Here is a 22559-nt window from a genome sequence, read left to right on the forward strand (position 1 = left end):
GCCGGGCTACCAGGTCCAGCGGAAGCCGGCGGCCGCGTGTTCCAGTGCCGGGACGAACCGGTGGACCGAGCCGTCCGGGGCGAGGACGACCGGGGTCTCGCTCAGGAGCGTGCCGTCGCGGTGGTGGTCCCAGGTCGCCCACCAGACGCGGGCCGGGCGCGGTGACGGCGGGAACTCGACGACCAGGTCGACGTTGTCGGCCCGGGCGTGCGCGACCCTCCGGTACTCGGTCACCTGCTCCCGGAGCGGGGCGTAGAGGACCTCGTACTCCAGCGAGGCGATCTGGCCCGCCTCCAGCGGGGCCGGGAAGGCGAGTTCCACGACCGGCGTGCTGCCCGGGAACTCCCGGCGGGCGCCGACACGGGCGCCGCGCAGCACAGCGACGTCGACGGCGCCGGGCGGCAGCCGGCAGGGGAAGGAGCGGACGCCGTCCTCGCACGCCATCACCGCACGGGTGGTGCGGTGGCGTTCCGGAGCACCGTAACGGCCGATGACATGCCGTTCGAACACCGAGACGGTGCGGTTCTGGGACGTCTCCGCCCAGGCCAACTCGGCGGACGCGCAGCCCCTCACGCGCTACGAGACGGCCGCGTTCGCCCCGCGCACGTCGGTCCTGGCCGTGACCCAGCTCGTCGAAGGCACCAGGAAGGGCGAGCTGGAGACCGTACTCCTCGACACCGCGGCCGCCCCGCCCTACCGGCGGCTCGGCGCCCTGGAGACCCCCGCCGACCTGCTGGGGATCGACCCGGACGCCACCCGCATGGCCGCGCTCCAGGACGGCGAGCTGTCGCTGTGGGACGTGCGCGACCGGGCCCACCCGCGCCGGCTGGAGGCTGCGTTCCCGCTGCCCGCGGACATCGCGGCGGGCAGCGGCGGCCCGAGCGGGGACGGAACGGGACGCGCCACCGGCGGGATCACCGAACTGCTGGTCGGCCCGGAGGGGAGGACCGTGGTGGCGGTGCGTGCCGGCTCCGGCGAGGCGCTGGTCTGGCGGGTGGAAGCCGACGGCGGCCAGGCCGGGACGTTCCAGCGGCTCATGTCCGGCACGTCGACGCCCACGGTGGACGAGCCGGGGGTGCCGGGGACGGGCACCCCGGAGCCGGGTGCGATCCCGGGCGACGGAGCCGGCCCGGAGGAGTACGGCCTCGACTCCGGCTCCGACTCCGGCCTGGAGTCCGAGTCGGGCACGGAGGCCGGCTCCGACACCGAATCCGGGCGTGGCGCGGTGCTGTCCCCCGACGGGCGGACGCTGGTCGTGGACGGCGGCCGGACGGGACTGGCCGTGTGGGACCTGTCCGGCGCGGGGCAGGCCCGCCGGACGCAGACCATTCCCACTGCGTCCGGCGACGGCCGGCTCCTGTTCAGCGAGGACGGCGGCATCCTGCGGACCGGGGCCCACGGCTGGCGGTTGGCCGGCTCCGGCAAGGCCAAGGCGGAGGCCGTCCCGGACCTCCCCCTGCCCAAGGGGGCGCACAGCATGGACGTGTTGGCGGCGGGGACCTGGGGCGCACTCGCGACCACCTCCGGATTCCGTGACTTCACCACCTGGTTCGTGCGACCGGGGATGGAGCCGGTGCCCCTCGGGAAGGACGGCTTCGCCGAGCACCCGCGGGCGTTCCCCCTCCCGCCGGGCCGCCTCCTGCTCGGCTACTACGAACTCGTCGTACGGGACGCCACCGAGGCGGTGGCTGCCGCCACCGACCCCCGGGCCGCCGCCTGTGCGGCAGTCGGCGGCGGCCTCACCCGCAAGGAACTCGACACCTCCGCCAAGGGCGCCACCTGGGAGCCGGCCTGCCCGGCCACCTGACCGCCTGGCCGCCGAGGGAGCCTGCGTCGGGGGTGGTGTGTAGCGTCATGATCATGAAACCGTTGACCGGTACCACCACCACCGACCAGGCGCCGGCCGACCCGGCCGCCACCGACGACATGCTGGCGACCCAGCCCATCGGCTACTGGAGCGGCCTGGCCTACGCGGCGGTCACCCGGCAGTTGCGGGACGCCATGGCCAGGATCGACGTGACACAGCCGCAGTACTGGGTCCTCAACCGGGTGAACAGCGGGCTTCCCGCGCCCGCCCGGGAGGAAGTGGTCGCCCAGCTGACCCCGCTCGCGGAAGGACCGCACGAGATCGCCCGGGTCGTGGACCAGATGCTCCACCGCGGCTGGCTCTCGACCGACGGCACACAGCGGCTGCACCTCACCGAGGCCGGGGAAGCCGCCAGGGCACGGCTGCGGCAGCTGGTGACCGAGCAGCGTGCCGTGGTCCACCAGGGCATCGGCGACGAGGAGTACGTGGCGGCCCTCAAGGTGCTGCGCAGGATGGTCGCCAACGTCGAGGCGGCGGAGCGCCAGGCACCTTGACGGCCCTCTTGACGGCCCCGCCCGCCCCCGCCCGCCGTCGGCCGGACCCGTGCGGGGCTCAGCGGGTGCAGGTGATCGAGAAGGGGACCGGGTTGGAGGTGGCGCGGGTGGGGCTCTGGAGTTCCACGGCCATCCCGGTCGTCAGGGTGCCCGTCTTCGCGTCGGCCGACACGCGCACGGTGTCGCGTCCCGTCGGGTTGGCCTTGTCCCCGATCGACAGGGTGCGCCAGTGCGGATCCACCACCGAGCCGTCGCCGGACACCCATCGGTAGGAGATCAGCGTCGGCTCGGACGCGGTGAAGGTCGCGGTGAACGCCGGGGCCCGGCCCTCGGGGATCGGGCAGCTGCCGGTGTAGGCCGTGTTCGTGCCCGTCACCGACATCCGTACGCCCGAACCGGGCGCGGTGACCCCGTCGTTGCCGGTGAGTGCGTAGGCGATCCCGCCACCGATCAGTACGCAGGCGGCCGTGCCGGCGGCGACGAAGGTCATCGTACGGCGCTTGCGGGGCGGGGCCGCGACCGCGGCGGCCTCGGCGGCCGTCCCGGTCGCGGGTTCCGCCGCGGGGCCCTGGGCCATGGCCGTGGCGGCTTCCGTCGCGGTCGGCAGGATGCGGGCCGTCGCCGTGGTGGCACCCGGTTCGTGCGCGATGTCCCGCAGGGCTTCAGCGACTTCGGCGGCGGGCGTCCGCTGCGCGGGCTCCTTGCGGAGCAGCCCCGCGATCACCGGGGCGAGCGGGCCGGCGCACGTCGGTACCGGCGGTTCCTCGTCCACGACGGCCCGCAGGGTGCTGAGCGCGGTGTCCTGCCGGAACGGGGAGATCCCCTCCACGGCCGCGTACAGCATCACGCCGAGGGACCACAGGTCCGACTCGGGGCCGGAGGGGCGGCCCAGCGCGCGCTCCGGCGGCAGGTACTCGGGGGAGCCGACCACCTCGCCGGTCATGGTCAGTGCGGTGCTGCCCTCGACCATCGCGATGCCGAAGTCGCTGAGCACCACCCGCCCGTCGTCCGCGAGCAGCACGTTCGCCGGCTTGACGTCCCGGTGCTCCACCCCGACGGCATGGGCGGCCCGCAGCGCGTTCAGCACCTCCGCGCCGATGTACGCGGCGTACCGGGGGGTGAGCGGTCCCTCGGTACGCAGCAGCTCGGCCAGCGACTGCCCCCGGATCAGCTCCATCACGATCCAGGGCCGGTCGTCCGCCATGACCACGTCGTGGACCGTGACCACATTGCGGTCGGGTATCCGGGCCGCCGCCCAGGCCTCCCGCTCCAGCCGGCTGTACATCCGGGCGATGTCGTCGCCCCCCAGGCCGGCCGGGACCCGTACCTCCTTGACGGCGACCTCCCGGTGCAGGGTTTCGTCGCGGGCCCGCCACACGGTGCCCATTCCGCCTTCGCCGAGCCGGGACAGCAGCCGGTAGCGCCCCGCGATCAACGGTTCCCCACCCGCCGGACCCGGTGCGGGGGTGGCAGCGAACGCGGTCTCCGTCACGGTCTCGGATTCGTCGTTGTACATGGGGTGGTTCTCCTCTATCGGCGGCCGACGCGAGCATCACGTACGGACCGGGTCCCGGGTTCAGGGAGACTCAAAAGATTCCAAGAAATGGTTGAACCGAACACGTTCTCGATGACGTGTTTCTGTCGTACGAGTCATCAGCGGCATCGTTTTCCAAGGGGTGTGGAGTGCCATCCGTCATCGTCGGGCGCACGGGTCCGTTCACCGGACAGAGCGTGGTTCTGGGCAGCGAGCCCCTCAGCTTCGGGCGCAAGAGCGACAACGGCGTCGTGATCGTCAGTCCCAGCGCCTCCCGGCTGCATGCCGAGATCCTCACGGAGGACCCCGGCTTCGTCCTCTACGACCGGGACAGCCGGAACGGCACGTTCGTCAACGACCAGCGCGTCACCCGGCATGTGCTGCGCCCGAACGACTGCATCCGGATCGGTGACGAAACGTTCCTCTACGAGGCGCAGGACGCCATGGAAACGGTCATGGACCTCTCCCTCCTGGACGTTCCCCGGGTCAGTACCGCGGACCCCGGCATGCTGCGGGTCACCATCACCGGCGGCGGCCCGGTCGGCCTCGCCTTCGCCCTGGCGCTCGACGAGATGCTGCCCGGCCGGACCGTCATCACCCTCTACGACGGGCGCTGGACCAGGAAGGGCTCCGCGGTCGTCTGGAAGGACGAGACCCAGGGCAACTTCCGCCGCCAGCAGGTGGTGACCGTCCAGAGCCGGCAGTACCTCGCCCTGTCCGAGGAGGTCCTCGGCGCGCTGTTCGACGACGGCGCCGCCTACTCCGAGATGTGGCCCGTCGGCCCGGACTCGGTCGACGGCCACCCGCCCCGCAACATCCGGATCGCCCACATCGAGGACCGGCTGCTGGACCTGGCCAACCGGCGGCCGGCCATCCGCCTCGTCCCCAGGCGCTTCGACGTGACGGAGCAGCAGAACCGGCTCACCCAGGAACACGTCCTCGTGGTCTGCGAGGGCGGCCGCTCCCGCACCCGCGAGCACTACGCCGACCGCTTCGGTGCGGCGGACGCCTCGATCTACTCCCTGGACGGCGAGCACCTTCAGGACGTCGTGCTGGGGCTGCGGGTCAAGTCGAAGCTGCCGGACCCGATGAGCGTGCTGCTCACGGTGTCGCAGAACCGCTTCCTGCTCAACTCGCTGCGCGGCGAGGGCTTCCTGAACATGCGGCTCACCCGGGAGGAGGCCAAGAGCGTCATCGGTATCGACCCGGTCCGCCACGTCTTCGAGGAGTGCATCGCCGCCCGTCCCTGCCTGATGAGCCGGCAGGAGGAGGACAACGAGTTCCGCTGCCCCACCCACGGCACCCTCTTCCTGCCCGCCCTGCTGCGCAGTTCCCCGCTGTGGAAGGAGATCCGGCAGGGCCTCAGCCTCTTCGGCGTGGCCGAGGAGGACCTGTCGGCGATCACCTCGTTCCGGCTGGACATGGTGCAGCGCCCGCGGTTCACGGCGCAGCTGCACCGGCCGACGGCGACCAGCCCCGGCACCTTCGGCTTCCTGCTGGGCGACGCGGCCAACGCCATCCACTTCTGGCCGGGCCGCGGCCTCAACAGCGGCCTGGCCTCGGCCACTTCACTGGCCCGTTCGCTCAGCCGCGCGTGGCAGGGCAAGCCGCTGCGGGATGCCGACTTCATCCGGCACGAGGCCGCCATGTCCATGCTCCAGTACCGGCACAAGAGCCGGGCCTGGAACGCCATGGTGACCACCGACGACCAGGGCGTCACCCGCGCCATCAGGGACATCATCGCGGGCAGCGCGGAGGCCGGCGGCGCTGCCGGTGCCCGTGCCGGGGCGGGGGCGGCGGACGGGAGCGACCTGGACGCGCTGCTCGACCGGATGGCCGGTATCCGTGACCGCCTGGCATCCCGGCTGCCCGGCCTGCCCACGGACGGGGAACTCCGCTCCCACCTCGCCTCGATCGCCCCCGCCACCCTGCGCATCCTGCGGGAGAGCGGTGCCTGGGACACCCTGATCGTCGGAGGCGAGGAGGCCGACATCGACCTCTTCTACCAGTCGGACTCCCCGGTCTTCGTACCCCGCCCGGCCGACCCACGGAGGGCACCGGCCCCGGTTGCCGGGTGACCTGAGCCGGGCGTCAGGCTCGGCGGATGACTCCTGAGCAGCCTCCGACCTGGTGTGGGCCTCGGCCTTCGAGCCGCACTCCGATGTGCGCCACGGCCACGGCCCGGCTGTTCGGTGTCCCTGGAGGGCCGCACCGTGTGGGTCCACCGGCCGGACGCCGGCGAGGTCCTCGCCGGCCGGGAGCCGGAGACCGCCGGGCACGGCGGTCTCCACTGCGTGTACCCGGTGGACGGCAGCGTGCACCTCGACATCGGTGAGGGCCAGGACGGGTCCGTCGTCCTCAGGGGTGTGACCGGCGCCGACGGCGCACCGCAGTCCACCCCGTCCGCCGGTCGCGCGGGAGGACGCCGCGGGGTCAGTCCTCGTCCGAGCGGGACAAGGCTTCGGTGACCATGCGGGTGGCGAAGTCGCGGTCTCCGGTGAGCCGGTTGATGTGCTCCGCGAGCAGCAAGGCCGTGGCTTCCAGGGAGTTCATCTCGTCCCCGGTCCAGTCCCCGTACTGCTTGCGCCACAGGTTGGGGCTCAGGCCGGTGGCGGCCGCGACGACCAGGCCGACCATGGTGGGGATGACCTCGGGGCGGACGCTCTTGGGCATCATGCGCAGCGAGGCCACGAAGCTGGGCACCACGTACTCGATGACGTCGCTGCCCTGGTCCTCGTGGGCCATCCGCAGCCACTGCACGAACATGTAGATGAGCGTGCACGCGCCGTCCACCAGGTCTTCGGCCTCCTCGGGGCCCAGTGACGCGGTGAACTGCTCGATCAGCTGCTGCTGTTCGGGGTCGGTCCCGGCCTTGCCGGAGTAGACGGCCTTGAGCCGTGAGTCGATCATCATGAGTGCCGCACCCACATCACCGACGGCAGCATGCTGGGAGTCACAGGGCGATGGCACAGGATTCCTCCTCGGGTGACCGTGCGCAACTCGGTGTGCTCGTACAGTAGCCCCCCGACGGGAGGGCGGTCAGCGGAATCCCGTGCGTCCGCGCAAGCCGGTGACATGGTCCGGTCCGGGATGGAGAATCGGACGCAGTGACGTGGGGCCGAGGGGCGGGGGCGCTGAATGGGTCGGGCACTGCGCGTGGGGATCGTGGTTCTGCCGGTGGGGTTCGTGCTCTGGTACGCCTCGTACTACACGACGATCGCGGTCTGGGAGTTGCGCAAGCTCTTCGCCTGGTTCGCCCTGCCCCTGCTCGCCGCGGCGGCCACCGCGGTGGGCGTGCTGCTGGTGGGACGGCTGCGGCGGCGCGCGGGGCGCGGTGCGGGCACCGGGAACGCGGCCGTCGCCCTCGGCTGCCTGGGCGCCGTCGTCGGGCTGGGCCTCACCGTCGGCTGGCTGGTGTACGGCTCGTACCTGCAGGACCGTGCGTACATGGCCACCTCCCAGGTCGTGACCGAGCCCGTACCCGCTCTGGTGGCCCGGGTGCCGTACGTGGCCGGCAAGGCGCAGGCCGCCCCGCACCTGGGCGATGTCACCGGCGAGATCTCCGACATCACCTACCTGCCGGACTCGGACCGGTTCGCCACCCTGGTCGAGCGGCGCGGCTGGCTGGCCGGGTACGAGGTCGGCCTCGTGCAGGACGTCCCCCTCGGCGGCGAGAGCCGTAGCCAGGAGCGCTGCCCGTTCGACGTGTCCCGGGCGGACGCGAGGATCAGCGGCTGGTTCACCCACAACCTCGGCAGGAAGATCTCGGCCGAGAAGCGCTGGGTCCGGTTCGAGGCCGACGACGCGTACGTGACCTGCCTGGGCGGCACCCCGGTCGTGGTCGTCCCGCTCAAGCGGCAGACCGGGGTCTTCGTCGTGACCGAGCGCCCCGCCGGTGTCGCGCTCTACGACGGGCGGACCGGAAAGCTCACCGTCACCACCGACACCTCCGCCGTTCCCGGGCCGTCCTATCCGATCAGCCTGGCGGCCCGCCAGCGGGAGGGAACGGCCGCGGTGGGCGGCTTCAGCGACTGGTGGTTCGAGCGCAGCGGATGGGATGCCTCCGAGGACGGCGCCAACGAGGGCAACGAGTCCGAGTTCACCATGCGGTACGCCGAAGAGGCCGGGCGCAGTGCGTACGTCACCCCGCTCACCCCGCAGGGGGAGGCCAGTTCGGTCGTGGCCGTCTCGACGGTGCCCACCCGACACCAGGGCGGCGGGCTCGCGCCGATGACCGTCCATCGCCTCGATCCGGCGTGGTCGTCCCCGAAGGCGCTCGTCGCCCTGATCAAGGCGGAGTACCGGGACGTCTGCTGCTACAACGACGACCAGGTGTTCGAGGTCGTGCCCACCGGGGGCGGAACGTGGACGGCCACCGTCGGCAGCGAACAGAACGTCCGCTACCGGGTGGAGGGGAAGGGCCAGGTGGGCGGCCGTGAGGCGACCTGTCTGAAGGCTGCCGACGGAGCGCTCATCCGGTGCGCGTACGTGGTGCCCGGATCGCCCGAGGAGCAGGAGCTCAAACGCCGGGAGCAGCAGAAACAGCAGCAGGAGGGCGCGAAGAACCCGGGGGACCCAGGCGATCTGACGGCGTATACGAATGAGCAGCTGGCCGAACTCCAGCGACGGATGACCGAGGAGATCGGCCGCCGCCTGAAGGCCGGGTGACCGGGTGACCGGATGTCCGGACCGATCACGCGAAGGCCGCCTCGCCGTCCGGCGAGGCGGCTTTCGCGTGTGAGCGACATGGTCCGAGGAGCGTCGGAGCGGGTGTGCGGGCTCTTCACCGCATCGATCCGGTCACCCTGGAGGGACATTCGGTGAACCGTGCGTGACCGCCACCTGGGCGGCAGGTGCGGGAGATCGCGTCACGCCGGTCGCCGCGCCGCGCTTCTTGCGTGGTGCGGACCTGCGGGCACCCGGCGGGAGCTGCGCGAACACCCCCCGGGTCACCGGCATTCGAACGGACTGTCCGTAAATCGATCGCACGTGTGCGATGGGCCTGCACACCTGGCAGGCTCAGCCCCACTTGAGCGCTGCATGAAAGTTCCGGCGCGCCAAACAACCTTCGAATCGAAAGTGGGCTTTGTCATGCGTCACCGCTTAGCCACCGTCTCCGCCGCCACTCTCCTCTGCCTCGCCGGCACCGCGGGCCTGGCGGAGGCGAGCCCCGCGAGCATGCACGGACCCTCCGCGATGGTCCTCACCGTCGCCCAAGGGGGCGACGCCGCCACGGGTACGGTCCTGCGGGCGGCCGTCCTCAGCTGTGGCTACACCGCCGAGGGCACGCACCCCGCGCCCCGGGCCGCGTGCGACGCCCTCAACGCCACCGGCGGCGAGCTCGACCGCCTGCTGGACGCCCGGGATACGGGCCGGGCGTGCCCGAGGCGCCACGACCCCGTGACCGTCACCGCGGACGGTGTGTGGAACGGTGGCCGCGTCGCGTGGAAGCACACCTTCCGCAACTCGTGCGTGATGTCCGCGACCCTGAACGGCAACGCGCTCTACGCGTTCTGACGCACCTGCTTCCCTCGGCGAGCGCCCGCCGAACGCGCGGGCGGCCCGGACGGTGCCGATCGGCGTCGGCAGACCTGACACGGGGCCGGCGGCCACCTCGGGTGGCCGCCGGCCGCGGCGGGCCGGGGGTCGGGCATGGGGGGTGGGGGGGGCTGCCGTACCAGGGACACCCCCGTCACGGGCGTACCGTTCTCTCCCTGGGATCGGCGGGCGGCCCGCCGGGGGCGCGCGGGTCAGTTCTGCCAGGGGGTCCAGCTGCCGCTGTTCAGGCGGTGCCGGGACCAGCGCTCACCGTCCATGCCGACGATCGAGATGGTCGGGTTCCAGGTGTTGTTGCCTTCGATGCGGACCCCACTGCGCACGGTGCCGCCCATGGAGGTCCACTCGCTCCACGAGCCCCCGGCGTACTGCCAGCGGGTCCACACCGCGAAGTCGGTGCCGACGATGAAGACCTGACGGTTTCCGGCCGGGTACGTCATCCAGGCCTCGCCGTACTCACAGATGTAGTCACCGCCGAGACCGGACACGTGACAGAACCCGGCAGCGGCGGCGGGCGCCGCCGCCTGCGCCGGGGCGGCGGTCACACCGGCGAGAGCGGCCCCGGAGAGCGCGAGGGTGGTGACCGCGAGGGCGGAGCGGCGGAGGATGGCCGAGGTCATGTGGGTACTCCCCAATCGGGATGACGGAACGACTTGACGCTCCGAACATTCCACCGGCCGCCAACGATGCTCTAACGGCCTGCTAACGCTCCGCCGGCGCCGCACCGACCATCCGCGCGTTCGGGAGTGGAATACGCGTTCCATGATTGGCCGAGGCCGTACTCATGCCGCCGGAACAATCCGACTTATCCTCGGTCAGGGGCCGTCATTACCTGAACAGAACGGCACGAAGCAGTACGGATCGACAAGGGTGGGGTCTGTGCAGTTCCGCGTGTTGGGGCCGGTCTCCGTAACGACGTCGAACGGAGGTCCGCTCCCGCTCGGCCCTGCCAAACGCCGGAGCCTGCTGGCCATGCTGCTGGCCCACCCGAACACACCCGTCGGTGTCGAGCGGCTCACCGAGGCGTTGTGGGACGAGGAGCCGCCGAGGCACGCGCGCACCGTCCTGCAGGGACACGTCTCCCGGCTCCGGGCGGTCTTCGCACAGCACGACGCGGCCGCACACGGCGTGGAACTCCTCACCCAGGGAGCGGCTTACCGGTTGCGCCTGCCCGAGGTGCTCGTGGACGCCCACCGTTTCGAGGAGTCGCTCCGGCTCGTCCGGCGGAGCGCGGACCCGGTCCAGGCCGTGGCGGTCCTCCGTGAGGCGCTGGGGCTGTGGCAGGGGCCGGCGTTCGCCGGGACCGTGCACAGTGCACCGCTGGAGGCCCCCGCGCAGGCGCTGGAGGAGCTGCGCCTGACGGCGGTGGAGGCGCTGGCACGCGCGTACGGACAACTGGGCGACCACGGAGCGGCCGCATCCGTGCTGCGCGCCGAGGCCGCCGCACAGCCCTTGCGCGAGCCGCTCGTGGCGCACCTGATGCTGGCCCTGGCCCGGGCGGGCCGGCAGGCGGACGCGCTGGACTGGTTCCACCGCACGCGCAAGCTGCTCGCCGACGAGATCGGCGTCGACCCCGCACCGGTGCTCACCGACGCGTACCACACCCTCCTGCGCACGGACGCCCACACCCGTGCCGACGCCCACGCCGATACCCACGGCCACAGCCACGCCCCCGCCCCCGCCCACGGCCACGGCCACGGCCACGCCCACGCGGACGCCGACCACGCGACGGTCCGGCCGCCCGCCGCCGTGCAGCGCGAGGCCGCCGCGGAGTCCGTCGTCACACCCCAACTGCTGCCCCGCCGGCCACGGGGCTTCATCGCGCGGCAGGACGAACTCGCCACCCTCGACCGCATCACGACCGCGACGCCGGGCCCCATCGTCACCCTCACGGGCAGCGCCGGCGTCGGCAAGACCGCGCTCGCCGTGCACTGGTCGCACCGGCGCCGCGCCGATTTCCCCGACGGCACGCTCTTCGCCGACCTGTGTGGCTTCAGCCCCACCCCGGCCCGCGACACCCGCGCCGTGCTCCGCGAGTTCCTGCTCGCGCTCGGGGTCCCGGTCGAGCGGATGCCGGGCTCGCCCTCCGCCCTCGGGGCCCGCTACCGCGAACTGACCGCCGGGCGCCGACTGCTGGTCGTACTGGACAACGCCGTCGACTCCGAGCAGATCCGGCCGTTGCTGCCCGGCGGGGACGAGTGCGTCACCCTCGTCACCAGCCGCGACCGGCTCGACGGCCTGGTGGCCACCGACGCCGCCCGCCCGGTGACGGTCGGCGCGTTACCCGCCGCCGACTCGACGGCGCTGCTGGCCGCCGTACTGGGCCCGGAACCGGTGGCGGCCGAACCGGAAGCCGCCGCGCGACTGGCGGGTCTGTGCGACGGACTGCCCCTCGCGCTGCGCGTCGCCGCCGCCCGGCTCGCCACCCGTCCGCACCGGGGTCTGGCCTCCTTCGCCGGTGAACTCGCCGACGAGCAGCACCGGCTGGACCTGCTCGCGGCGGAGGACACCGGCGTCGCCGCGGCGCTCGGCCTCAGCCTTCGGCATCTGCCCGAACCGGCGCGACGGTTGTTCCACCACCTCGGCCCGCACACCGGTGCCACGCTCGACACCTGCACCGCGGCCGCGCTCGCCGACTGCCCGCCGCCCCAGGCCGCCCTGGCGCTGGACCAGTTGGCCGCAGCCCAGCTGGTCGTCGAGACGGGCCCGCAGTCCTACGTGCTGCACGATCTGGTGCGCCTCTTCGCCCGCAGCCTGGCACCCGATCACGAACCCGCCGGGCTGCTCCGCCTGCTCGACCACTGGGTGCAGACCCTGCTCGCGGCGTGCGCGGCCGCGGAGCCCGGCGGCGAGCCGTGCTGCGCCCTCCCGCGCGGGGCCCGGCGCTCGGCCGAGATCCGCCGGTTCGCCGACCGGACGGGCGCGCTCGCCTGGTACTCCGCCGAACGCGGCACCCTGCGGGCAACGGTCGAGGCCGCCGTCGCGGCGGGCCACCACGACCGGGCCTGGCGGCTCGTCCTGCTCCAGTGGCCGCTCATCGTGTGGCAGGTCCGCGACGGCTGGGTGCCGCTGCTCGAACGGGGCCTGGCGTCCGCGGAACTCGACGGTGACCCGGCGGCCCAGTCCCGGGCGTCGGCGCTGCTCGGCTGGGTGCTGTCCGAGGAGGGCAGGCCCGAGGAGGCCCTGACGCGGTTGGAGCGGGCCCCCGATCTCGCCGTCCGGGCGGGGGACTTCGCCGGGGAGGCGGTCGCCCGGATCAACCTGGCCGTCGCACTCATGCGGTACGGAGACCGCGAGCGGCCCGGCGGTCTGTTGGCCGAGGCCCTCGCCCTCGCCGAGCGGGAGGGTCTCACCGCGACCGTCACCCTGGCGCACCAACACCTCGCCCAGCACCTGCTGTCGGTCGGCGCCGCGGCCGAAGCCGTGGAACACGCGGCCCGCGGGCTGGCTCTCGCCGCGCCTCCACTGGCGGCCCCGCGCCGGGTGGTCCTGCGCACCCTGCACGGTGAGGCGCTGGCCGCCGTGGGACGGACCGGCGAGGCTGTACGACAGCTCCACGAGGCCATCCGGGAGGCCCGGGCCAACGCCTACGAGGAGGGCGAGGTCGCCGCGCGGGTGGCACTGGACGGGCTGTCGGAGCGCGGGCCGGACCGGGGGCCGGACCGGGGGCCGGACCGGGGGCCGGACCGGGGGCCGGCGTGGAGCGTGGTCACGCGGGGGCGTTCCACCCTCAGCGGGCACCGCCCCGGACCACGATCAGGCGGATCACCGCGATCGTGAGGTCCGGCCCGTACATCCGCGCGTAGGGCCTTCGGCCGGGCGCCCGCCGGCGACGGTCCGACGGCCTGGCACGCGCCGGAGCGTGCGGGAGAGTGCGCCCGCCTTCGCACGCCCGGAGCGCACCACCGACCTGTTGCGGAAACGGGTCCCTGCCCCGCCGCGACCCGGCAGGAATACCCAGGGTGATTATCACTCTATTCCCGCCTAGGGATGATTCACGTAGGTGTGTCGATTTTCGCATGCTTATGCTTCACCCGCTATGACGGAAAGTCAGACCTCTCGCACGTCAGAGGAATCAGCCGATGTGGTCGTCCTCGGTGCCGGCCCCGCCGGCCTCGTTCTCGGAATCCTGCTGCACACCGCCGGCATCGACTGCGTCATCCTGGAGCGTGCCTCCCGCACCCATGTTCAGACCCGGGCCCGTGCGGGGTTCCTCGCCCCGAACACCGTGCGGATCCTGGACCGCCACGGCCTCGCCGACGGCCTGCACCGGCACGGCCACCGCCACGGCACGTGCGAGTTCCGCACGGAGGACGGCCGGTTCCGCCTCGACTACGGAGCCCTCGGCCAGGGCGGGCAGCATCACGTCTACCCGCAGCAGAACCTGGTCACGGACCTCCTGAACCACTACCTCGGCCGCGGCGGACGCATCCGGTTCCGCACCGAGGCGCACGGCGTGCGGGACACCGACGGCACCCGGCCGTCCGTCACGACGCGCGAGCCCGACGGCCGTCCCACCCGGTGGACCGCCCGGTACGTCGCCGGCTGCGACGGCCGGTACGGAGCGGCCCGCCGCTCACTGCCGCCGGGCGCCGTCCGCCACCACCGGTACGACCACGGGGTGACCTGGCTCGGCCTGCTCGCCGAGACCCCCGCGAGTCTCGACGCCGTCGGCTACGCCATCCACGACCACGGCTTCGCCGGACACATGGCCCGCACCTCGGACGTCACCCGCTACTACCTCCAGTGGCAGCGCGGCACGCCCGCCGACGCCTGGTCCGAGCAGCGGATCTGGGACGAGCTCGACGTCCGGATGCGCGCCGCGGACCACGGTCCGCTGCGCCGGGGCGGACTCCTGGAACGCGGGGTCTTCGACCTCACCTGCGACGTCGTCGAACCACTGCGCCACGGCCCGCTCTTCCTGGCGGGCGACGCGGCGAGTCTGCTCGCCCCGGCCGCCGCGAAGGGCGCCAACCTCGCGGTCCTGGAGGCCGAGATCCTGGCCGAAGCACTCGCCGACGCCCTCACCCGGGGCGACACCGCAGGACTCGACAGCTACTCGGACCGGTGCCTGGCGCACATCTGGCGGGCGCAGGAGTTCACCGGGTGGATGACCCGGCTCCTGCACGCGACTCCCGACGGGGACCAGGACGCCGGATCCAACTTCCACGCCGCTCTGCAGCGTTCCCGGCTCGCTTCGCTGCGCACCTCGCGCATCCACCAGGACTGGTTCGCCGAGAACTACGTCGGCGTGTGACCGCCGCGGCGGCCCGCCCCCGTACCGCTCACCCCTTCCCACCCCTTCCCACCCCTCCCACCGCTTCGCCCTGCCCTGCCCAGCCCCGTACCGGCCCGAGGACACCCCCACGATGACGACGACCCTCCCCGACGAAACGTTGCTCCTGGACGACACCGCCTGCCTGCGCGCGGCGGCCCGGTTCGTCCGTGAGCACGACAGTGCCGCCCTGCTTCCCCTCCTGCTGCCCGGCCTCGGCGGCCCGGACCTGCAGGCGCTGGCCGGGCACTGCCGGTTCGCCCACGCCGGGCTGCTGCTCTTCCCACCGGACGCGGACGGCCTGCGGACCCAACTCGCCGACAGCGGACTGGCGGTGGACACTCCCTCCCACCCCAGCGTGGTGGTCCGCGAACGCCTCGCCCGGCGACACCGGCGCGACCCGGCCGAGCTCGACGTCCAGATCCTGCGCCCGCACGTGCTCGGCTCCGCCGGTGAACGGCGCGCGGTCGAGGTGTTCGCCCTGACCGTGCCCCCGCGCTCCGACCTGGAACCGATCGCCGCCTACGAACGCACCCGCCGGCACGAGGCGCACCTCGCCTTCGAGGTCGAGCACCCCGAGCCGCTGGCCCTGCGCGGTCTGTGCGCCATCCTCGCCCGTCACGGCGCGCGGCCCGACGGCGGCGGCTACAACCCGCACGAGGACGGCACGGTCCTCTACTTCACCCTCCCCGACGCGGCCTGCGACTACGAGCGCCTGGAACTCTACGCACGGGGCGACCACCGGGACACCCTCGCCGCCCACCTGGACCGGCCCCGCCATGTCGTGCGGCAGCCCGCCGAAACGCTCCTCCACCTCCTCACCGGCGCGTGGACGACACAAGCACTCGCCACGTTCGCCCGGCTGGGCCTGCCCGACGTCATGGACCCCCGCACCGCCCGCCGCACCGAGGACCTCGCCCGGCTGACCGGCAGCCACCCGCGGAGTCTGGCCGTACTCCTGCGCTACCTCGCCATGGTCGGCGCCGTCACCCAGGACCCCGGCCCGGAGAACAAGGAGGAGGAGGGATTCCGCCTGACCGAACTCGGCGCCCTGCTGCGCGCGGACACGCCCGGGTCGATGCGACCGCTGGCCCTGATGTACGGAGGCCCGTTCTACCGCTCCTTCGGCGGCCTCGACCACGCCGTGCGGACCGGGCAGCCGGCGTTCGACCACCTCTTCGGCGAGAACCACTTCGACCACTTCGCCCGCGATGCCGAACTCGCCGCCCTCTTCGACCGGTCCATGGCCGCGAGTTCACGTATGTTCCGGCCGCTGCCCGCCCACCCGGTCATCACCGCCGCGGCCCAGGCACCCGCGGCCGCGACCGTCGTGGACGTCGCCGGAGGGAACGGGGAGCTCCTCGGCCGCATCCTCACCGCACACCCGCGCCTGCACGGTGTCCTCCTCGAACGCCCGCACGCCGTCGAAGCCGCCCGCCGGCTGCTCGACGACGCGGGCTGCGGTGCGCGCTGCGACTACCGCACGGGCGACTTCGCCGACGTGCCGCCCGGCGGCGACGTCTATGTCCTGTCCCGCGTCCTGCACGACTGGGACGACGACCGCTGCCGCGAGATCCTGCGCCACTGCGTCCGCGCGATGCCCGCCCACGCGGACCTGCTCGTCGTGGAACGTCTTCTGCCCGCAGACGGTTCCCCCTCCCTGGCCACCGCCTGGGACCTGCACATGCTGTGCAACGTCGGAGGCCGCGAACGCCGCGCAGACCATTACGCGAGCCTGTTCGCCGAGGCGGGCCTCCGGCTCGTCGGCCACAGGCCCCTGCCGCTGGACGCGCATGTGCTGCACGCCCGCCGGGCGGGCGCACCGGACCCCGCCGCCCGGCGGAGCTGAACCGGCGACGCCTCCCCGGGGCGGGAGCAGGCGGCCCGCCCGGGACGAGGTGCGCAGGACCGGCAGGAGTTCCGGCCGGACGACCGTCATCGGTAGGGGGTGCGCCGTTCCGGCGGGAGCGCCCGGTGGATCACGCGCAGGACGAAGGAGTCCGGGGGCCGCCACACGTACCGGTCGGCGAACGGCCATGCGTAGACCGGGGATCCGTCGCGTACGCAGTCGAGCAGGCCGGGCGTTTCGAGCTCGTGGGCCGACCACTCGTAGAGCTGCTGCAGTCTCGGCGCGATCACCCCGAAGTCGAGGAGGCGGCCGAATCCGATCTCCCTGTCGAGGTGGGACCGCACCGTGTCGTGGAGCGGGTACTCGTCGGGGAGCACCCGGGACAGCTGCAAGAAGATCCCGGTCATCTCCACCCTCGGATCGCCGAGGAACGGGGCGAGCGGACGCAGCCGGCCGAGGGCGATGCGCGGCGCCGCGACCAGGGTGTGCGCGTAGAGGACGCGGCAGAGGACGACGTTCATGAAGAACCGCTCGGTCTCGTTCTCCGCCTCCGCGAGGCCGCGGTGCTCAAGGTAGGCGGCGACCACGCTCCCGTTGTGCGCCCGGTACCAGGCCCGGGCCGTGGGGTGGTCGGCGAAGGACAGCCAGTGGTCGGCCGTGCGCGAGGAGGCGGGCCCGGGAAGCCCGCCACTCAGGCCCACCGCCTCGCAGCCGTCACGAAGGATGCGTTCGTTCACCGCCCGCCACCACGGACTGCCGGGCCGGTCGGCGAACGCCGGCTGCAGCACGCCCCGCCGCACCTGCCAGCGCATGAACGACATCGCCGCCCGGCGGAACGGCAGGTGCCGGGGCGCCTTGCCGAACGGACCGTAGTAGCAGCGCTCCATCAAGGCCATCCGCCCGGCGGGGTCGTCGCGGACCGCGGCGACCTGCTGCCCGGCCCAGGCCGCGGCCGTGATCTCGGACATCATGACCACAGCGTCGCACAAACCGGTCACATCGATGCCGTGCCCGGCCGGGCGGCACGCCGCGTCCGGGTCAGCGGAATTGCGGCTCAATTTAGGGAAGGCTAACTGAGGTCTTCACCGCGACCACGGGTGGCACGGCCTTCTTCCGCCGGCACGGCTTCGTACCGGCCGGCCCGGGACGGGCGCCCGCGGCCTGGGCGGGGGCGCTGGACCCCGCACGCGGCTCGGAGGTGCTCTCCCGGAGGCCGTGAGCCGTACGCTCCGCTCACGACCGGGGCCGGATCGGAGGGCGTGCTCCGATCCGGCCCCGCGCGCGGGACCGCGGGGGCCGGGCGGCCCCCGGGATCAGCTCCGGGCGACCAGGCTGGCGGGCCGCATGTCGGTCCAGTGCGTCTCCGTGTACGCGGCGCAGCCCTCCCGGCTGTCCTCGCCGTGCACGACGGTCCAGCCCGCGGGCACCTCCGCGAAGGCGGGCCAGAGCGAGTGCTGGTTCTCGGCGTTCACGAGCACGAAGTACCGGGCGTCGTCGTCCTCGAAGGGGTTGGTGGCCATGGTGTCTCTCCTTGGGTGCTGACCGGGACGGTCGGTTCGGGTAGGGGACCGGGGGTGGACGGGGAGGCCTGCAGGGTGGCGACCGGTACGTCGGGGGCGCGGCAGAGCGCCGCCAGGTCCTCGGTGAACAGGCCTGCGAACCGGGCCGGTTCGGCCTCCTCGTAGAGCGCAGGGTTCACGTCGAAGTCCAGGCGCAGCGGCCCGTCGGGGGCCGCCGCGGCGGACACCGACGGGTCGTCGACCGGACCCGAGGCAAGGCTGACGACCCGGCCGCGGATTCCGCCGAAGTCCAGCTCCGTCTCGAACGGCCGTAGGTCGACCAGCGGCCCGGGGACACGGCCGCCAGGATGTGAGCCTGCGCCGCAGTGAGTCCGGCCGCCCCGGCCGCCGCCGGGGGATGCGCGCGCGGCACGGCCGCTCAGCCCCGGTGGGCGGGGACGCCCTCGGCGGCGGCCGCCGCCCTGGTCGCCCGCGCGGCCCGCATCTCGCGCTCGGCGACGCGCAGCAGCAGGGAGTCGCAGATCTCGCCCGAGCGCACGGCCAGCGTGGACAGCAGGGAGGCGGTGATGCCGTGGGTGTGCTCGGCGGCGGCGCCCTGGACGTAGATGCCGGCCCGGACGCGGTCCGTGGTCTCCACCCGGTGGTCGCGGCCCACGCGCAGCCTGCCCTGCCCGTCCGTGAGGCACTCCCCGGCCAGGTCGCCGAGCAGCTCGGCCGGCTCGGTGGGCCGGTATCCGGTGGCCAGCACCACCGCGTCGCAGTCGAGGGTGAGGGTCTCTCCCGTGGTGAGGGAGCGCACCACGGCCCGTGCCCCGTCGGGGAGTTCCTCCACGGTGGTCAGGGCGGTCGCGTTCAGGATGCGCAGCCGTTCGGTGCCGGCGACCTTCTCCCGGTAGACGGTCCGGTACAGCTGCTCGATCAGATCACCGTCCACCACCGCGTAGTTGGTGTTGGCGTGGTAGCCGATGAGCTGCTGCTTGACCTCCTCCGGGGCGCCGAAGAACTCGTCGACGGCGGCCGGGTCGAAGATCCGGTTGGCGAACGGGCTGTCGTCGGCCGGGCTGTACCCGTACCGGGTGAACACGGCGCAGACCTCGGCGTCCGGGAAGGTGCGGTGCAGGTGGTCGGCGGTCTCGGCGGCGGACTGTCCGGCCCCGACGACGACGAACCGGCGATGCGGACGGGCCGTCAGTCCCGGTGCGCGGTGCAGCAGGTCGCGGTTGTGCCAGATGTGCGGGCCGGTCCTGATCCCGTCCGGGACGCGGGGGCGCAGCCCGGTCCCGAGTACGAGGTTGCGGGTGCGGGTGGCGTGCTGCGGCCCCGTCCCGGAGGCGGGCCGGGTGATGACGTCCAGCTGGTCCGCGGCGCCTGCCGGACCTGCCGGGCGTACCTCGACGGCCTCGGTGGCGTAGTCGACCAGCCCGCCGAAGGAAGCGGCGCACCAGCGGAAGTAGTCGTGGAATTCGAGGCGGGTGGGGAAGAAGGACTTCTGGTTGATGAAGTCGGCCAGCCGGTCCCGGTCCTGCAGGTAGTGCAGGAAGCTGAAGGAGCTCCCGGGATTGCGCATCGTCACCAGGTCCTTCAGGAAGGAGACCTGCATGGTGGCCCCTTCGAGGAGCATGCCCTGGTGCCATCCGAAGTCGTCCTGGCGCTCGATGAACGAGGCCCGGATCGCCTCGCCGGGGGCGCGTCGGCCGTTGTGCTCCCGGATCGCTATCGCCAGGGCCAGGTTGGCCGGCCCGAAGCCGATGCCCACCAGGTCCCTGATGTCCGGGAGAGCGTCCCCGGGTGTGGAGCTCGCGTGCGGTGCGGACATGCCCATCCTTCCTCGGTCCTACCCTGTGCGTTTAGGTAAGGCTGGCCTAACATCTCTGACGGGTCGGAAGCTGTCAAGTTGGACCCGCGACTGTCTCGAACCGCACCAACCCGGCTCGTGGTGACCGGAGTTGGGCACACGGAAGGCCCCGGGGCCGTAGCGGCTCCGGGGTGTGGCGGGGGAGGGCCGGGGCAGGTCGGCCCTCCCCCGGTTCAGTGGAGGAGGTGCTCCTCGTCCGGCGGGCCGTCGGGCACCACCGTGGTGCCGGCGAGCACGTCGGCAAAGACCTCCAGGACCAGGGCGTGCGGAACCCTGCCGTCCAGTACGTGCGCCATCCGTACCCCGGAGCGCACCGCACGCAGGCAGCCCTCCATCTTGGGCGCCATGCCGCCTGCCATCGAGGGCAGCAGCTCCGCCAGTTCGCCGGCCGTGAGCCTGCCGATGATCTCCGTGCTGTGCGGCCAGTCCGCGTAGAGGCCCGCGACGTCGGTGAGCATCACCAGCTTCTCGGCGTCCAGCGCCTCGGCGAGGGCGGCGGCCGCGAGGTCCGCGTTGATGTTGTAGACGTTGTCGTCGTGCGCTCCCCGGGCGATGGGGGAGATCACCGGGATGCGGCCGCGCTCCAGCAGCCCCCGTACGGTGTCGGGGTCGACGTGCACGATGTCGCCCACCAGGCCGATGTCCACCTCGGCGCCGTCCACCACGGCCGGCCGCCGGACGGCGGACAGGGTACGGGCGTCCTCGCCGGTCATCCCCACGGCGAAGGCTCCGTGACGGTTGATCAGGCCGACGATGTCCCGTTGGACCTGTCCGGCCAGCACCATGCGGACGACGTCCATCACCGCGGGGGTCGTCACCCGCAGTCCCGCCGCGAACCGGACCTCCAGCGCGAGCTGTTCGAGCATCGCGCTGATCTGGGGGCCGCCGCCGTGCACGACGACCGGCCGGAGCCCCGCGCAGCGCAAGGACACCACGTCCCGGGCGAAGGCCGCCTTGAGCTCCTCGTTCACCATGGCGTTGCCGCCGAACTTGACCACGACCGTGCGTCCTTGGAACCGCTCCAGCCGTGGCAGGGCCTCGATGAACGTGCGCGCCCGCGGCGCCGCCTGTCCGCTCATGGGGTGGGGTGTGCGGTCGTCATTCGGGCTTCCAGTTCGTCGATGAGGGCCGTGGTGGTGTGGACGACGGCGCCCCGCGCGGCCGTCCAGCGCAGGGCGAGCGCGTGCTCCTCCGCGGAGGTGTCCGCCACCGCGTCGGCGACGACGAATGGCTGGATATCGTTCATGAACGCGTCCGCCGCGGTGAGCAGCACGCCGGAGTGGGCGAACACACCGCACAGGATCAACTGGTCCCGGCCCGTGGTGCGCAGGATGCGCTCCAGGTGGCTGCGCAGGAAGGCGTTGTGCCGCGTGTTGGCGATCACGTGCTCTCCCCGGCGCGGGGTCAGCTCCGCGGTGATCGACCCGTCGCGGTCCGCCGCCACCGGTTCGGTCTCCATCTCGGCCGCGAGGCCCCGCTGTTCGGGGCGCTCGCCCGCCGGTACGGTGCTGAAGACGACCGGGAGGCCGAGCCGCCGTGCGGACCTGCGCAGGTCGGTGATGTTGCCGATCAGGTCCACGAGGGGTGAACGATCGCGGGGGAAGGGCCGGAGCAGATGGTTCTGCATGTTGTGGACCAGCAGAGCGGCCCGGTCGGGGTCGACGGACCAAGGCGCCACGGAGTGCGGCGCAAGGTCCTGGGTGGGCATGGGATACGGATCGATGGTCACAGGGCCCACGGCTGGATCTCCTTGTCACCGGCGCTGCGCGGAGCGCCGGTGGTGAACGGGCGCGCGGAGCTCGATGAGGGGCGGAGTGTGCCCCGACCCTCATCTCCAACTTAACTGAGCCTAACCTAACTATCTCGTAGGGGGAGTGAGCGGCGCCCTCCGAATTCGGTCCTCGTGTGAGCGGGTGCTCAGTCCCGGCGCGTGGCGCGGTCGCTCAACCCGCCCGCAGAAGCGTCGGGTTGGCTGTCCGGCGACAGGAGCGGGTCGTCGAGCTGCACGATCCGGTACCCGACCCGGCGGCTCGCCGCCTTGGGGGGTCTGCGTCGCCGGCCCGCGCCGGCCTGTAACGAGCGCGCCCGCTGGGCCGCCGCGATCAGGGCCCCCACCGGCGGCGCCTCGGCGCGCAGGCGGTTGAACCCGCGTACGGAGATGCCCACGAGGGTCGCCGCGGCCGGCCAGGCCGCCCCTTTGCGGATCGCGTTCAGCATCAGCTGTAACGCGGCCGGGGTGGGCGTCGCCCCCGGTCTCAGCCCGTGCGCCTCGGCCAGTGCGTGCGCGGCGCGGAGCGCCGCGGCGAAGCTGGCGTCGATCTCCAGCCACTCGCACAGGATGCGCTCGGGAACGCCGGCCGCCGCCGCGCACCCCGGGATGGTCAGTCCCTGGGCCGCACCGCGGAGGGCGTCCGCCATCCGGGCGATCGTTTCCTCCCGCTGACTGGGCGTGCGGCGCAGTGCGTCGCGCAGTGCCCGGTCCATTTCCTCCTGGGAGCTCATCCAGGCCAGCACTTCGTCGGCCCACTCGTCCTGCTGCGCTCGGTCTCGCGCGTTGTCCTGCATCCCCGAACCCCCATTCTTAGGTAAACCTAACCTAATTGTGAAGT

18 protein-coding genes are annotated in these 22559 nt (G+C 73.0%); 8 read left to right on the forward strand and 10 right to left on the reverse strand.

Translation table 11 applies throughout. The annotated features are described in order from the left end of the window. Positions 1 to 6 precede the first annotated feature (6 nt). The gene (locus ACZ4YL_RS33845; protein ID WP_468121631.1) at positions 7 to 510 is read right to left on the reverse strand and encodes a hypothetical protein; all 504 of its coding nucleotides are present in this window, start codon (positions 508 to 510) and stop codon (positions 7 to 9) included. Here ACZ4YL_RS33845 and ACZ4YL_RS33850 point away from each other — a divergent pair. Together ACZ4YL_RS33850 and ACZ4YL_RS33855 are read left to right on the forward strand one after the other, a co-directional pair. Next, positions 491 to 1807, forward strand: a complete 1317-nt coding sequence (locus tag ACZ4YL_RS33850) for a hypothetical protein (RefSeq protein WP_468121632.1) — start codon at positions 491 to 493, stop codon at positions 1805 to 1807. The genes ACZ4YL_RS33845 and ACZ4YL_RS33850 overlap by 20 nt on opposite strands. Before the next feature lie 53 nt (positions 1808 to 1860). Further along, on the forward strand, positions 1861 to 2361 hold the full coding sequence (locus tag ACZ4YL_RS33855) for a MarR family winged helix-turn-helix transcriptional regulator (RefSeq protein WP_468121633.1): 501 nt from the start codon (positions 1861 to 1863) through the stop codon (positions 2359 to 2361). Positions 2362 to 2419: 58 nt separating this feature from the next. On the opposite strand, the gene ACZ4YL_RS33860 is transcribed toward ACZ4YL_RS33855, so the two are convergent. Then, positions 2420 to 3877 (reverse strand): serine/threonine-protein kinase, encoded by a 1458-nt coding sequence (locus ACZ4YL_RS33860; RefSeq protein ID WP_468121634.1) that lies wholly within the window; start codon positions 3875 to 3877, stop codon positions 2420 to 2422. Positions 3878 to 4044: 167 nt separating this feature from the next. On the opposite strand from ACZ4YL_RS33860, the gene ACZ4YL_RS33865 reads away from it, so the two are divergent. Further along, positions 4045 to 5973, forward strand: a complete 1929-nt coding sequence (locus ACZ4YL_RS33865; protein ID WP_468121635.1) for an FHA domain-containing protein — start codon at positions 4045 to 4047, stop codon at positions 5971 to 5973. Between the two features lie 355 nt (positions 5974 to 6328). On the opposite strand, the gene ACZ4YL_RS33870 is transcribed toward ACZ4YL_RS33865, so the two are convergent. After that, entirely contained in the window at positions 6329 to 6865 is a 537-nt protein-coding gene (locus ACZ4YL_RS33870) for a hypothetical protein (RefSeq protein WP_468121636.1), read from the reverse strand. A 168-nt stretch (positions 6866 to 7033) separates the two neighbouring features. On the opposite strand from ACZ4YL_RS33870, the gene ACZ4YL_RS33875 reads away from it, so the two are divergent. Both ACZ4YL_RS33875 and ACZ4YL_RS33880 read left to right on the forward strand, forming a co-directional pair. Continuing rightward, entirely contained in the window at positions 7034 to 8563 is a 1530-nt protein-coding gene (locus ACZ4YL_RS33875; protein ID WP_468121637.1) for a hypothetical protein, read from the forward strand. A gap of 423 nt (positions 8564 to 8986) precedes the next feature. Next, the gene (locus ACZ4YL_RS33880; RefSeq protein WP_468121638.1) at positions 8987 to 9412 is read left to right on the forward strand and encodes a subtilase-type protease inhibitor; all 426 of its coding nucleotides are present in this window, start codon (positions 8987 to 8989) and stop codon (positions 9410 to 9412) included. 233 nt (positions 9413 to 9645) lie between these two features. On the opposite strand, the gene ACZ4YL_RS33885 is transcribed toward ACZ4YL_RS33880, so the two are convergent. Then, entirely contained in the window at positions 9646 to 10071 is a 426-nt protein-coding gene (locus tag ACZ4YL_RS33885; RefSeq protein WP_468121639.1) for a DUF8189 domain-containing protein, read from the reverse strand. A gap of 271 nt (positions 10072 to 10342) precedes the next feature. Here ACZ4YL_RS33885 and ACZ4YL_RS33890 point away from each other — a divergent pair, with 271 nt between their 5' ends. The 3 genes from ACZ4YL_RS33890 (at position 10343) to ACZ4YL_RS33900 (ending at position 16575) form a co-directional block, all read left to right on the forward strand. Further along, positions 10343 to 13231 carry an AfsR/SARP family transcriptional regulator gene (locus tag ACZ4YL_RS33890; protein ID WP_468121742.1) on the forward strand — a complete coding sequence of 963 codons (2889 nt, stop codon included), beginning with the start codon at positions 10343 to 10345 and terminating at the stop codon, positions 13229 to 13231. 304 nt (positions 13232 to 13535) lie between these two features. After that, positions 13536 to 14708, forward strand: coding sequence for a 4-hydroxybenzoate 3-monooxygenase (locus ACZ4YL_RS33895; protein ID WP_468121640.1), 1173 nt, complete (start codon positions 13536 to 13538; stop codon positions 14706 to 14708). A 112-nt stretch (positions 14709 to 14820) separates the two neighbouring features. Further along, complete coding sequence (locus ACZ4YL_RS33900; protein WP_468121641.1) at positions 14821 to 16575, forward strand: methyltransferase; 1755 nt, start codon at positions 14821 to 14823, stop codon at positions 16573 to 16575. 86 nt (positions 16576 to 16661) lie between these two features. Here the strand turns inward: ACZ4YL_RS33900 and ACZ4YL_RS33905 are convergent, their stop codons facing one another. The 6 genes from ACZ4YL_RS33905 to ACZ4YL_RS33930 all read right to left on the reverse strand — a co-directional run bounded on the left by ACZ4YL_RS33905 (position 16662) and on the right by ACZ4YL_RS33930 (position 22515). Continuing rightward, positions 16662 to 17633 carry a hypothetical protein gene (locus ACZ4YL_RS33905; RefSeq protein WP_468121642.1) on the reverse strand — a complete coding sequence of 324 codons (972 nt, stop codon included), beginning with the start codon at positions 17631 to 17633 and terminating at the stop codon, positions 16662 to 16664. A 255-nt stretch (positions 17634 to 17888) separates the two neighbouring features. Continuing rightward, the gene (locus ACZ4YL_RS33910; protein WP_030386649.1) at positions 17889 to 18095 is read right to left on the reverse strand and encodes an MbtH family protein; all 207 of its coding nucleotides are present in this window, start codon (positions 18093 to 18095) and stop codon (positions 17889 to 17891) included. Positions 18096 to 18513: 418 nt separating this feature from the next. After that, complete coding sequence (locus ACZ4YL_RS33915) at positions 18514 to 19911, reverse strand: lysine N(6)-hydroxylase/L-ornithine N(5)-oxygenase family protein (RefSeq protein ID WP_468121643.1); 1398 nt, start codon at positions 19909 to 19911, stop codon at positions 18514 to 18516. Positions 19912 to 20123: 212 nt separating this feature from the next. Then, entirely contained in the window at positions 20124 to 21029 is a 906-nt protein-coding gene (argB, locus tag ACZ4YL_RS33920) for an acetylglutamate kinase (RefSeq protein WP_468121644.1), read from the reverse strand. Next, entirely contained in the window at positions 21026 to 21688 is a 663-nt protein-coding gene (locus tag ACZ4YL_RS33925; protein WP_468121645.1) for an isochorismatase family protein, read from the reverse strand. The genes argB and ACZ4YL_RS33925 overlap by 4 nt, the downstream gene beginning before the upstream one ends. A gap of 179 nt (positions 21689 to 21867) precedes the next feature. Beyond that, complete coding sequence (locus ACZ4YL_RS33930; RefSeq protein WP_468121646.1) at positions 21868 to 22515, reverse strand: serine/threonine-protein kinase; 648 nt, start codon at positions 22513 to 22515, stop codon at positions 21868 to 21870. Positions 22516 to 22559 lie beyond the last annotated feature (44 nt).

The organism is Streptomyces sp. NPDC030021, from assembly GCF_055574035.1.